10 protein-coding genes and 1 riboswitch are annotated in these 13,900 nt (G+C 36.9%); of the genes, 9 read left to right on the forward strand and 1 reads right to left on the reverse strand.

Annotated elements, in window-relative coordinates:
• Positions 1–92 precede the first annotated feature (92 nt).
• From CZ487_RS02315 to CZ487_RS02325, 3 genes are all read left to right on the forward strand, one after another.
• A complete protein-coding gene (locus CZ487_RS02315; RefSeq protein ID WP_237562785.1) occupies positions 93–1,556 on the forward strand; it encodes a transposase in 1,464 nt (487 codons plus the stop codon).
• Between the two features lie 615 nt (positions 1,557–2,171).
• Complete coding sequence (locus CZ487_RS02320; protein ID WP_077210641.1) at positions 2,172–3,578, forward strand: hypothetical protein; 1,407 nt, start codon at positions 2,172–2,174, stop codon at positions 3,576–3,578.
• A gap of 196 nt (positions 3,579–3,774) precedes the next feature.
• Positions 3,775–3,877, forward strand: a riboswitch (cyclic di-GMP riboswitch).
• Between the two features lie 156 nt (positions 3,878–4,033).
• Entirely contained in the window at positions 4,034–5,770 is a 1,737-nt protein-coding gene (locus tag CZ487_RS02325) for a methyl-accepting chemotaxis protein (protein ID WP_237562786.1), read from the forward strand.
• Between the two features lie 56 nt (positions 5,771–5,826).
• Here the strand turns inward: CZ487_RS02325 and CZ487_RS02330 are convergent, their stop codons facing one another.
• Positions 5,827–7,605 (reverse strand): sigma-54-dependent Fis family transcriptional regulator, encoded by a 1,779-nt coding sequence (locus tag CZ487_RS02330; RefSeq protein ID WP_077210642.1) that lies wholly within the window; start codon positions 7,603–7,605, stop codon positions 5,827–5,829.
• 229 nt (positions 7,606–7,834) lie between these two features.
• On the opposite strand from CZ487_RS02330, the gene CZ487_RS02335 reads away from it, so the two are divergent.
• From CZ487_RS02335 to CZ487_RS02360, 6 genes are all read left to right on the forward strand, one after another.
• Positions 7,835–8,860: a zinc-dependent alcohol dehydrogenase gene (locus CZ487_RS02335; protein ID WP_077210643.1), complete on the forward strand. Its 1,026-nt coding sequence runs from the start codon at positions 7,835–7,837 to the stop codon at positions 8,858–8,860.
• A gap of 21 nt (positions 8,861–8,881) precedes the next feature.
• Positions 8,882–9,901, forward strand: coding sequence for a TRAP transporter substrate-binding protein (locus CZ487_RS02340; protein WP_077210644.1), 1,020 nt, complete (start codon positions 8,882–8,884; stop codon positions 9,899–9,901).
• A gap of 76 nt (positions 9,902–9,977) precedes the next feature.
• Positions 9,978–10,454 carry a TRAP transporter small permease gene (locus CZ487_RS02345; protein WP_077210645.1) on the forward strand — a complete coding sequence of 159 codons (477 nt, stop codon included), beginning with the start codon at positions 9,978–9,980 and terminating at the stop codon, positions 10,452–10,454.
• On the forward strand, positions 10,454–11,716 hold the full coding sequence (locus tag CZ487_RS02350) for a TRAP transporter large permease (RefSeq protein ID WP_077210646.1): 1,263 nt from the start codon (positions 10,454–10,456) through the stop codon (positions 11,714–11,716). The genes CZ487_RS02345 and CZ487_RS02350 overlap by 1 nt, the downstream gene beginning before the upstream one ends.
• Positions 11,717–11,758: 42 nt before the next feature.
• Positions 11,759–13,039 (forward strand): 3-oxo-tetronate kinase, encoded by a 1,281-nt coding sequence (gene otnK / locus CZ487_RS02355; RefSeq protein ID WP_077210647.1) that lies wholly within the window; start codon positions 11,759–11,761, stop codon positions 13,037–13,039.
• Positions 13,032–13,628 (forward strand): class II aldolase/adducin family protein, encoded by a 597-nt coding sequence (locus CZ487_RS02360; RefSeq protein ID WP_077210648.1) that lies wholly within the window; start codon positions 13,032–13,034, stop codon positions 13,626–13,628. The genes otnK and CZ487_RS02360 overlap by 8 nt, the downstream gene beginning before the upstream one ends.
• Positions 13,629–13,900: the final 272 nt, after the last annotated feature.

Raw genomic sequence — 13,900 nt, forward strand, 5'->3', positions numbered from 1 at the left:
TGAGGTTTCCAGTAAGTTATTTTGAACTGATTGGAAGCCTTTTTTTATTGCGAACATTTGTTCTATTGTGATAAAATAGGAAATGAAAAGGGGTGAGTATTTTGGCTAAATCTACAAATCCAAGTTATGTTTTAACGTTGAGATTAGCAACTGAAATACACCAAGAACACAAATTATTTAAAAGGTTTGAACTTGCTAGGAATATCTACAACGCTTGCTTAGGGGAATTGTTAAAAAGGTATTCGACTTTAAAACAATCAAAACGTTACAAATCTGTTTGTAGGATGGAAAAAGGAAAACAGAGAAACCAAATGTTTTCGGATTTGAACAAGGAATTTGGTTTAGCTGAGTATTCACTTCATGAGTTCGTCAAATCTATGCAACATCAGTTCAAACAAAATTTAGACTCATTCACTTGTCAAAAAATTGCCACTAGGGCATTTAAAGCTTTTGAAAAGTTACTATATAAACAAGGAAAAAAGGTTAAATTTAAGAAATACGGAGAAATGGGATCTGTCGAAGGGAAAACCAATTCAACTGGGATTCGCTACAAAAATGGTAATATTGTTTGGAACGCACTTGTTCTTCGAACTATTGTAAAGAAAAAGGATGTATATGCTCATTTGGCATTGAGAGATAGAATTAAATTTGTCAGGATAAAAAGAGAGTGGTTCAAGGACAAGTATGTGTACTATGCCCAGTTAGTATTGGAAGGTATTCCTCCTAAGAAGTACAATAATGAAGGTGTTAAAGATAACAAAACTAATGAGAGCAAAGTTGGAGTTGATATAGGGACATCCACCGTTGCAGTTTGTTCTGAAAATGGAGTGTTTTTAACGGAATTAGCACCGAGTGTTGCCGACTTTGGCAAGAGGATAACAATGATACAAAGGGCTATGGATAGAAGTAAAAGAGCAATGAACCCTTTAAAGTACAACGAGGATGGAACCGTTGATACTAATAACAAATCGAAATGGTATTTTTCAAAACGGTATATAGTTAAGAAAAACCAATTGAAAGAACTGCAAAGGTTAAATAAAGTAAAACGGAAGCAGGATCACGAAATCCTCTCGAATCGCATCATCTCGCTCGGCACAAATGTTATCGTTGAAACGATGAGTTTTAAGGTACTTCAGAAACGAACGAAAAAAACTACGGTAAATGAAAGAGGTAAATTCAATTCAAAGAAAAGGTTTGGTAGAACTATAAGTAATCGGGCCCCTGCAATGCTCCTCGCTATTATTGACCGCAAATTAAAGTACACTGACAAAAACTTAAAAAAGGTAAACACAATTCTAATAAGAGCTAGTCAATACAATCATATAACTGATACCTATGAAAAGAAAGAACTTCATCAAAGGTGGAATGACTTTCATTTTTGTAAAATCCAAAGGGATTTATATTCAGCCTTTTTGCTTATGAACTGCAAAGATAATTTGCAAGAAATAGATAGGGAATTATGCATACAAAACTTTGAACGATTTAGAGAGAAACATGATTTAGAAATTCAATCATTAAAAGTGAAAGAGAGAACCCCCATTTCAATGGGTGTTTAATAATGAATATCGGTTTAGATACGAGCCGAAACAATCGCAAATAGAAACGATGGTTTCTTTGGTTGTAGAAGTCTAATTGAACATATATGAGTTCCTTTATGTTGTAACTCGAGAAGTTTATAATCTTTCGGGTGAGAGTATTGGAGATGTGTATAAGTAAATTAGAACCCCACTCCTTCAGGTGTGGTAGTATCAGACTTCTATAGAATACTGTTATATTCCATTAATAGTTTTCATTTAGTAGTTTTATTTGTAAAGTGGAAATGGCTTTCATTTTTTCAAAATGTACGGGTATGGGGAACGCTGGAAATGCTAGTGAGAGCAAATGTGAAAGCACGAACATTTACTTGAGAATAATTATCTTTGGCTATTAGAAAAGATTTCATTTATTGCAAAACTCCCTAAATTAGTAAGAGAAACGTCAATGTTTTTAATCTGAATAACACGAGATGATAACAATACTTAGGTAAATTAGATACAGGCAGGTGATGGTACTGCTGGAAATTTAGAGTAAAAATCTTACTCAGAATAATAGGAGGTGAATCAATAAATAAAGGGTTTCACGAAAAAATCCATCCTATCAGTAGAAAAATACGAATTAGGAGAGATGAAATAATGGCTAAAAAACAGATGGGTACTAAGAAAGTAAATAAAACATTGTCGAAGAAAGTAGCTCCATTAGTAATGTCAACATCAATGGTAGCAGCAACCTTATTAGCAGCTGGTGCACCGATTTCTGCCGCAGAGCTTGATAAGAAGGGTGTTAATCCTGATGTTGTTGAACAAGTGAAAAATCACGGTCAGGAAGTATCTTCATTAGCAAAAAGTCTTCCAGGATCTCCTGAAAAAGGTGCGCTTGTTAGCGAACTAGCTAAAGAAAAATCCGGAAAAACAGATGATGCTTCTGATGACAATGAAAACATAGATGAAACAAATAATGATGAGCCGCAAGATGGTAATATAAGTGACGATACAGCAGAAGCAGATGACCAGGTAAATGATGATGAAGCAGAAGTAGATGAAGAAATAGAAGAGGAAGAAACAGATGCGCCAGCAGCGGAAGATGAACAAGTAATTGATGATGAAGCAGATGAAGAAATAGAAGACATAGAAACAGAGGCGCCAGCAGAAGAAGATGGTGAAGTAAATGATGATGAAGCAGAAGCGGATGATGAAACAGAAGAGGAAGAGACAGAGGCACCAGCAGAGGAAGATGGCCAGGTAGAAGATGACGCAGCAGAAACTGAGGATGGCGCTGGAGATGATACTGAAACTCCTGTTGAAGACACGACTTCAGAAAATACTAATGCAAAAGATGAAGAGGCTGACTCTAGTAAATGGGTAGATGAAACATATCAATTTATCGGTGATAGCTATCAAAGTGTGATTGGGTATTACCAAGCTTTTCTTGATCAATATTTAAGTCAATCAGATTCTGACCAAACAAATGAGGATTCTGAAAACACACCAGTCGCAGAAGAGGTTTCTGATGTATCTGCTGATTCTAATAACCCAGAAACAACAGATTTAGAGGCAAATACTGACTTAGATACCACGGTTGATAACTCTGATACGGGTTTAACAGCTGTTACTGATGTCAATGTGGATAGCGATATGAGTGTAGACGCTGAGGATCAACCTACTGATCTTGAAGAAACAGCAGCGCAAGAAACAGAAGTACCTGTAGAAGAGACAGAAACAGATGTTGTGGAACCAGTACCAACAGAAGATGAGGAAGTAACATCTACTACAGAAACAGAAAGTGAAAATGAAGATCAACCTACTGTCCTTGAAGAAACAACACCGGAAGAAACAGTAGAACCTGTAGAAAATACAGAAACAGATGTTTTGGAACCGACACAAACAGGAGATGAAGAAGTAACTTCTACTACCGACACAGAACAAGTGAGTGAAAATGAAGCAGAAAAAGAATCCGATCAAAATTCTTTAAAGGATAAATTAATTGGATACTATCAGGATCTAGTAGCTTCATTCTCTAACCTTACGAACTTCTTTAAGTAATAGGAACGATCTAGTATTGTTTTTACGAAATGACGAAGCCTTTCATCAGTCTATTAAACTGGTGGAAGGCTTTTTATAGTAATTGAATCCTTTTCCAATATGACTGTAGTATTTTGCTACAACTGGTTGAATTATGTAAATCTGTCAATTATGATAGTTTAGTACCATTTCTCAGCGCGCTAATATATGTATTAATAGAAGAAAAAGGCAAACTATTCCGAAAGGGTAGGACGCAAAGCCTAGGGTCTAAGGTTAGATAGGGATAAAAGTCCTTAAGCTACGATCGCCTGGTTACCAAATAACGGATTGACCTTTTTTATTAAAATCCTTTGGCTGTTCTATTTATAATAGAATGGCTTTTTTCTGTTACATACATGGCTATCCCTGTATGAAAATGGATTTTAGAAAAGTGTCTTGTCTACAAGAATCACTAGACAGAAAGGAAATTTAGTATAATGAAAAGAATCTTCAGAAGTCAAAAGCGAATGCGGCTAGCAAAGTTTAAAAATCTTAAGATTGGATGGAAATATGGATTAGCGTTAGTGATTGTTGTTATTCTATTTGGGGTATCTACATTAGTAACCACAAATCTAATTGCCGGGGTAGGAGAGGATATTGAGGCTCTAGAGAGGCGAAGCGATCGGGCGATAAAAGTGACGGAAATGGGGTCGCTAATTCGAGCAAAGTCAATTAGGATGGTCAGTTATCTAGTAGAAGGTGACCCAGTCTTTGTCGGTGAATATGAAGATCGCAAAAAACAATTTGATTCACTTGCAGCTGAATTAAGTGATGCAATGGATACATCAGAACAAAAAAGGTTATTTGAAAAGATAATCATCTACGATAAAAGAATAAATGAGGTCTTTACTACGAGTGTTATACCCTCAGTTGAAAATGGTGATATTGCCCTAGCGCGGTCAGTTGTTAGTCAAGCTAATATCATTCGGACGGATACGGTTGAATTATTAGATGAACTTCGTGCGATTGTAAATCAGGAACGAGATCTAGCAGTTAGTGAAGCACAAGATAGTCAAATAAAGGCTTTTAATGTATTACTCATTTCGATGGTTGTCTCTATTCTAGTTGGTGGATTGCTTGTATTTTTGGTCAGCCGTTCGGTATCACGCAATCTACAAAAGGTTGTAGCGGTAAGTGACCAAATAGCAGAAGGTAACCTTGATGTCGAATTACTTGATTATGATAGCAAAGACGAAATTGGCCAATTAACAATAGCTATCAATGCCATGGCTGGAAATTTGAAGTCAATGATTAGAAAAGTGTCCCAAGTGTCAGAGACTGTCTCTAGTCAAAGTGAGGAATTAACTCAATCTGCCAATGAGGTAAAAGCAGGATCGGAACAAGTTGCGGTTACGATGCAAGAATTAGCAGCTGGATCAGAGTCGCAAGCAAATCATGCATCAAACCTTGCTTTGCTAATGGAATCTTTTTCATCAGAAATGCTTGAAGCAAATAAAAATGGTGACCAAGTATATGAGTCTTCGAATAGAGTACTAGGGATGACAACTGAAGGCACTGATTTAATGGGAGAATCTGTTAAACAAATGGCGACTATTGATCAGATTGTCCAAAGTGCCGTTCAGAAGGTACAGGGATTGGATACACACTCCCAAAAGATTACAAAGCTTGTATCAGTCATTCATGATATTGCAAACCAAACCAACCTCTTAGCACTAAATGCCGCTATTGAGGCTGCAAGAGCAGGGGAACATGGAAAAGGTTTTGCTGTTGTAGCAGATGAAGTAAGAAAACTGGCAGAACAGGTATCTATTTCTATAAAGGATATAACAGAAATTGTCTCTAATATTCAGAAGGAATCAGCTAATGTCGTAGACTCTCTCCAAGAGGGGTATAAAGAAGTAGAAAAAGGAACTGGACAGATTAAGACAACGGGAAATACATTTAATGAAATTACAAAAGCTATCAAGGAAATGTCTGGCAATATTAAAAACATTACCAATAATTTAGCAACCATGACTACAAGCAGTAATGAAATGGGAGCAGCTATACAAGAAATTGCCTCGGTTTCAGAAGAGGCAGCGGCAGGAATTGAACAGACTTCTGCATCATCTCAGCAAACTAGCAGTTCAATGGAAGAGGTAGCTGAAAACTCGGAGGAGCTTTCGAAGCTAGCGGAGGAATTGAATGGACTGGTACGACAATTTAAATTTTAAAGTTTAATATCAAACAGTGCCCATCCTGTTATACCGGCAGGACGGGCACTGCATTTTTATTTAATTTTTCGCCAGAGAGTACTCCGGCTAATCCCTAAGCGATCGGCAGCTTTCGATTGGTTGAAGTTCTCTTCTGCTAAAACTAGATTAATGATATCCTTGTTAATTTCATCTAGCGGTTTATCTAAATTGAGGAAGTTCCTATAATTATTAGATTCTGGAAGATCCTCAGATGAAAGTACTCTGTTCACTGTTTCAGCATTAACGTAATAGGAATCAGTGAGAATGATCAACTCCTCCATTACACGTCGTAGTTGATCAATATTATTGTTCCAATGAAAATCTTGAAGAAGTTTTATGGCATCCTTTTCTAATCCAATTACCTGTTTTCCGTACTTTAAGATTAAGTCGCTTAAGAATATACTAGCTAGGCTGGGTATGTCTTCCTTTCTTTCAGAGAGACTTGGCATGATGATTGGCAATGCATTCAATTCATTTTTTATAAAATACTGCAAGGAACTGTTATCGAATGACTTAGAGTTGCCGTGAATACATGAGAAAATAAAGCGATTTCGCTTATGAACATAAGTATTACGAAAATAGGATTCAAAGGTAGTTTGGCTGACTTCATCCATAAAGTGCAAGTTTTTGATGTAGAAAGTAAAATCACTATTTGTAAATAGTGAATCTTCTGATTCGAATAAGGAAACCCACTTTTTATAGTTCATATGTTTAGCGTTTATGATGATAAACGGGTTCTTATTATATTGACTATTATGATAGATTGCGTGGGCTAATGTTTCCTTCCCAGTCCCTTTTTCCCCGTATAAAATGATGGGGGATGATGTTTGGGAATATACCTTTACTTGCTCAATGGCGTTTTTCAATATTTCATTGGAAGTGTTAAATGTTTCTAAGTTTACTTGCTGAGCATCTGATGCATTTTTAATGATTATGTCTTGAGTAAAAGGTTTTAATGATGCCTTGTGCATTTCTATAAAAAAGGCAGGATAAAAGATTCCGTCAACGTCTAGTAATTCCCCTCTTATAAGAATAGGGTTATCGTCGAATCTCTTTAAGATTCTACATTCCTTCTCTTTCAATAAAATCGGAACTAATTCTTCTGTTTCTTTTACTAATTTCTCATTGTCCTCAAGGTTTTCTATCATATTACAATAGATTATTTTTCCATCCTGGTTATAACAGAGGACGGAAACGTTTACATTTTTTAGGACACTTTTTATTAATTTTGTTTCATGATTGTTTCTTGATAGAAGCTTCTCTAAGCGGATCACTTCGTCAAAAGAGCTTAGGACACTTTCGCGGCCAGAGGTAACTAGGATGGTATTGAATCCCATCATTCTTGCGCGATTAACGGTGATAACATCCCCTACAATTAAACTGATTCCTTTATTTTTTAATTCTGCAAGACATCCGTCAATCTCGTAAATATCTGTTATTGTTTTAACTTCTACATCGTACTCCATGATTTGGCAAATCATATCGGCGGATTCAGTGATACTCTTATATCCAACAATGACGAATGGACCAAAGTAATTTTGTGCTAGTTTAATAGCCCGCATCATGTCAATAATTGAGAGTTTGATATCAATGACAGGTAATTCAGATACTCCTCTAATCAAATCTGCGGTACCTGCACGTGAAATAATTGCGTCATATTGTTCTTCTTGGATGGATTTCACTATTTCAACACCATCTAACATATCGGCAACAAAAGTATGCACATCGAGTTCTGATCTTTCCTTCGCCAGTTCATTAATAAGGTCTTTTAGCCCATTATAAGGGGCGATCGCTAGTGTTTTTATTTTTGTCATCACGATACCTCGAATTTTAATTTTAAACACATTTTAACATAACTTTCTTTCTTGTTGAAAAGTGTTTTATTTAAATACAAAAATAATGTCGAATATTCTACCTAAATTAATTATTTTGAAAAAGTGTTTCAAAATAAAACAGTTAACACTATTTATACCGTTGAAAGCGTTTTACTACTGTATTACAATAACAATGCGTAGAAATGGTACTTATTTAGGGGGTTATAAAATGAAAGCAGCTTTTGTTGTTGACACAAATAAAGTTGAGATTCAGGATATTGATGTTCCTGTAATTGGAAATGATGAGGTTTTAATAAAAGTAAAAAATGTTGGTGTTTGTGGTTCTGACCTTCATTTATTTAAAGGTACACATGCATTCAGAAAACCGCCGGTTATTTTAGGTCATGAAATTGCTGGAGAAATTGTTGAGATTGGTAAGGATGTTACGAAATTTAAAATTGGCGACCGTGTAACGGTAGAGCCGCATATTGGCTGTGGTGAGTGTGAGTTCTGCCAAAAGGATTTAGTAAATCTTTGCTTAAATAAGAAAGCTCCGGGAACACCTGGTTGGATCGGAACATTTGCTGAATATTTCAATGCTCCAGAAAAAACGGTTTATAAAATCGCTGATGGGATCAGCTATGAAATGGGTACTCTGGTAGAACCTTTGGCAGTAGCGATTCATGCGATTGATAGAATTACAGTTCCTGAAAAAGATACTATTGCTATTTTAGGTTCTGGAACAATTGGTTTATTAACGTTAGTGGCTGCGAGAGAAGCTGGCTATAAAAATATTATTTGTACAGACACACAGCAGTTTAATTTAGATATGGCTATGGAACAAGGAGCAACATTGGCGCTTAACCCGCTAGAAGAAGATGTAGTAGCTAAAGTTCTAGAGTTCACTGAAGGCAGAGGGGTAGATGTAGCGCTAGTTTGTGCGGGCTCAAAAGTGATTGTAGACCAGGCTTCTTCTATGACAAGAAGAAGAGGGGAAGTTGGAATCGTTGCGATGATTACTGAACAGATTCCTGTAAATACGTATAATTTTGTATTTAATGAGATTTCTCTTTTTGGTGCGATGACTTATGAAACAAAGGATTTTGCAAAAGCAAGTAAAATGATCAATAACGGCCTTGATTTAAATGCATTTGTTACACAAAGAATGGATCTTGATGAATCTCAACAGGCGCTGGATGTTCTTGATCAAAAAACAGAAAATGTCGTTAAAGTTTTAATAGAAGTAAACAAATAATATAAAAAAGGGTGGGAGAACATGAAGAAATTATCTACTTTATTAATGTTAATGATTATTGCTGTCGGAACAGTTCTTGCGGGTTGCTCTGGAGGAGATTCTGAAACAGCAGGTTCATCTGATGAGGGTGGATCTGAAGAGTTGGTTTTAAAGCTAGGACATATTCAATCTGAAAATGACCTTTGGCACGATGGAGCTATTAAATTTAAAGAAGAAGTGGAAGCGGCTTCAGAAGGTAAAATTAAAGTTGAACTTTTCCCTAACTCTACTCTAGGTGGAGATAGAGATATGGCAGAAGGACTGCAAATTGGAACAGTTGACTTTGCTTTGATCGCAGGGGTTCTAGGTAACTTTGAACCTTCAATCCAGTTGCTAGAATTACCATACCTTATGAATAGTGAAGAAGAGTTTGCAAAGGTTATTCATGGTGAAGTAGGACAAGAAATTGCTGATCGTGTATTAGAAGCTTCTGATATTAGAATCCTAAACTGGTGGGACCGCGGTCCAAGACATGTAACTTCAAATAAGCCAATTAATAGCTTAGCAGATATTGAAGGTCTGAAAATTAGATTACCAGAAATTAAGGCAATGGAAGAAACTTGGAAAGCAATGGGGGCTTCTCCGACTGCAATGGCATGGAGTGAAGTTTACACAGGACTTGAACAAAATGTAATTGAAGCTCAAGAAAACCCAATTCCATTCGCTTATGGCGGTAGAATTCATGAAGTACAAGATTACTTAGCTCTTACTGCGCACAAATATGAGTATGTAACATTAGCAATGAGTGAATTAACTTGGGGCAAATTAACTCCAGAACAACAAGAAATCATTACAAATGCGGCCAATGCGGCAACTGAGTATGAAAATAGCTTAGTAAAAGATAAAACAGATGAAATTCTTGAAACAATGAAGAGTGAAGGATTGCAGGTAACAACTCCAGATACAGAAGAGTTTGCTAAAGCTGCAAGAGCTGCTCATGAAGATTTTGCAAAAACAATTGACATTGATCTTTATAACAAAATTTTAGACGCGATTAAATAAGGATGAAGAATATTGGCGGGAGTAAAGTTACCTTTGCTCCCATCAATTTTATCTTCGTTAAGGGAGGGAGAATTGTGTGGAAAAGCTTGATAACATCCTCGTTAAATTCTTGTATTGGATATGCGCCTTACTCATGTTTCTAATGGTTACCATTATTACTGCTCAAGTAATATCAAGATATGTCTTTGGCAATCCATTTACTTGGTCTGAAGAACTGGGGAGATATACATTTGTTTGGATGTCCTTCCTAGGTATGGCGGTGGGGATGAAATACGGTTCTCATATCGCATTAGATATTTTAGAAAAGAAACTAAAAGGCGTAAGCCAAAAGACTATTATTTTATTTAATAATTTACTTCTCTCGGTGTTTGGCTTTCTGCTGACGTACAGTGGTTTCCAGCTAGTTCAATTAGGTGCAAGACAAACTAGCCCTTCCTTGGGGATACCGATGCAGTATGTTTATATGGTGATTCCAATTTCAGGGATTATTTTATTATACTTCGTTATTAGTAACACTATTCAAAGTAACAAAAGAAAGGAGGAAGCAGTGTAATGGGTGTGATATTGTTTGGTTTATTTGCTTTGTTTTTAATACTGGGAGTACCAATCGCTTTTGTACTAGCATTATCATCCATTGGAGCAATTTATTATGCTGATTATCCGATTGTCGTACTGAGCCAAAGGCTGTTTACATCGCTTGACTCCTTTCCTTTAATGGCAATTCCTTTATTTATGTTAGCTGGATCCATAATGGGTCATGGTGGTATTACTAAAAGAATCATTGACTTTGCTTTATCCATCGTTGGTAGTATCAAGGGGTCATTGGCTCATGTTGTTTCTATGAGTGGTGTAATGTTAGGAGGGATTTCTGGTTCGGGTGTTGCTGACGCTGCTGCATTAGCTTCAATAATGGTTCCAGAAATGAAGAGAAGAAAATATGATCTTGGTTTCTCTGCCGCACTGGTTGCAGCATCAGGAAGTATAGGTCTTATCATTCCTCCGAGTATTGCGTTGATTATTTATGGGGTAACAACACAAGCTTCAATTGGTGATTTGTTCTTGGCGGGGATTGTCCCTGGGATTCTAATTGCACTAGGGTTCTTCCTTTATTCCTTCTATGTAGCAAAAAAGAATAACTACCCTGCAGAAGGAAAAGTGAGTTTCCCTGGGGTTTGGAAGAGCTTTAAATCAGCTATTTGGGCTTTGTTGATGCCGATTATTATCATTGTCGGTATTCGAGGTGGAGTGTTCACTGCAACTGAAGGTGGAGCTATTATTTCGGTTTATGCACTAATAATTAGTATGTTTATTTATAAAGAATTAAAGATTAAGGATTTACCGAAAATCTTTTTTGAAGCTTCTGTTAGTACGGCTGTTATTTCTATTATTATTGCTGCTACTTCATTATTCAGTTGGTTATTATCAAGTCAGCAAATTCCTCAGCAAATTACAACTGCGCTTCTTGGAGTATCAGATAACCCGATTGTTATCTTGTTAATTATCAATCTTCTTCTTCTAGTTGTAGGGATGTTCCTAGATAGCTCACCAGCTATTATGCTTTTAGCGCCAATTCTTGGTCCGGTAGCAATTAATATGGGAGTCGATCCAGTTCAATTTGGATTAGTGATGGTAATCAACTTAACCATTGGATTATTAACTCCACCAGTAGGTACGGCTATGTATGTATCAAGTAATATATCGGGAGTGCCGATTATGAAACTTTCGAAAAGCCTAATACCATTCTGGCTCATTATGATAACGGTCTTATTGTTAGTTACATTTGTGCCGGCGATAACGACTTTCTTCATTAAATAGTGTCTCAGGTATTAAAAGATATAAATTTGAAAGGAGTCTATTATGAGTAAAATCGTATTAGGGATTGTCGCGGATGATTTTTCTGGTGCCAGCGATGCAGCATCGTTTCTAGTTGAACAAGGAATTAAAACGTTACTGTTTAATGGCGTGCCAAGTGAGGATCTTCAGGCCTCAGAAGAAAAAATTGCCGTGGTCGTTGCCTTAAAAACTCGAACGGAAGAAACTTCAAAGGCAGTTTCTGAAAGCTTAGAGGCTTTCAACTGGTTGAAAAAGAACGGTGCAGAGCAGTTGTATGTAAAATATTGCTCAACATTTGATTCGACTAAAGATGGAAATATCGGCCCAATTATTGATAGTGTCCTTGAAACGTACAATATAAAGTACACGATTATTGCCCCAGCACTTCCGGTGAATGGAAGAACGGTTGAAGACGGTCACTTGATCGTTAATGGAGTGCCTTTGAATGAAACACATATGAAGGATCATCCTTTGACACCGATGTGGGATTCTGATCTTGCTAAATTAATGGAACCGCAAGGGAAATATCAAAGCTTAAAAATTAACCATGAATTGTTGAAGTTAAGTAATGAAGAAATTCTCAAAGTAATCGATGAGTTTGGCCAGGATAAAGAACATTTTTATGTTATTCCAGATTATTATGAAGAAGAACATGCTCAGAAAATCATTGAGCTATTTGGGGATTTGTCACTTTTAACAGGCGGATCGGGTCTCATGGCTGGGCTTGGCCGTAAATACCGAAAGGATTTGGATGCTAAGTCTGAACAGGTGCCAAGTCCGACTACTGGAAAAGCGATTATCTTGGCAGGAAGTTGCTCGGCGGCGACACTGGGACAGATAGAAGAATATAAAAATACAAATGGAACTTCTTTCAGAATTGATCCTTTGCAACTAGTAGAGGGGACTCAAACAAAGGAAGAGCTATGGGAGAGTATTCAGGCAGCGAATGAGGATTCTGTTTTAGTGTACAGTTCTGATAAGCCGGATAATGTAAAGGAAGCGCAAAGAGCTGGCAGGGAGGTTGTTTCAGGACTTCTTGAGAAGACAACTGCATTTCTTGCTAAAAAGGCTGTTGAAAGCGGTTATAATCGCATTATTGTAGCGGGCGGGGAAACGTCAGGTGCAGTAACGAAGATCCTTGGGTACGATTCCTACCAAATTGGTGAGAGTATTGCTCCGGGGGTACCAATTATGATGCCGCTAAAGAATGAAAAATTGAGATTAGTATTGAAGTCTGGTAATTTCGGTCAAAAGGATTTCTTCACGAAAGCTGTTGATATGACAAAGGGGAATTTTAATGACTAGTCTAGAGAACAAATTAAAAGAAGCAATTTGGATTGCGAAAACATTGTATGATCGAGATAAAGCAACGGGTTCTTCGGCTAATTTGAGTTTCCTTCACGAAGGAAATATATATATTACGGGTACGGGAACTTGTTTTGGTACCTTAACAGAAGATGATTTTTCCGTATTGAGCAGAGATGGGGAACATATAAGCGGAATTAAACCAAGCAAGGAATTTCCACTGCATAAGACTTATTATGATAAAAGTTCATCCATTCAGGCTGTTATTCATACGCATAGCTTCTATTCAACGCTATGGTCTTGTTTAAAGCATCGTAATGAAAAGGATATTATTCCTTCCTATACACCATATTTAAAGATGAAGCTTGGAACTGTGGGGCTAGTACCGTATGGTAAGCCGGGTTCTAAGGAACTCTTTGACTTTTTTGAGGAGCGCATTAATGACAGTGATGGCTATATCCTGCAAAACCATGGACCGGTCGTGGGGGATAAGGACCTAATGTCGGCGTTTTACGTATTAGAGGAACTCGAAGAGAGTGCAAGGATCGCTTGGGAACTTCGTAATGAGGATGCGAATTTAATTGAATAGACTATTAAGGGGTGTCCTGTTTGGATGCCCTCTTTTTGATGATGGCAAGTAAGTTTGCACATAAAACGGGATTAAGGCCGTTCTTATAAAGCCTTCGGTTCGTTCAGTGATGAACAAATCGAGGGCTTTTTGTTTGGAAATATATGTTTAACTAAAACCATTTTCTTATATGAAGGTAAATTTTTTGTTGTTAAAGTTGTTGGTTTCAGAAAATTGGTACAAGCTGTGCTTCTTGTTCTGCGTAAAAAGGTAAAAAAGAGGGATAAATACCC

This window comes from Robertmurraya dakarensis (assembly GCF_900156875.1).
Taxonomy (GTDB): domain Bacteria; phylum Bacillota; class Bacilli; order Bacillales; family Cytobacillaceae; genus Robertmurraya; species Robertmurraya dakarensis.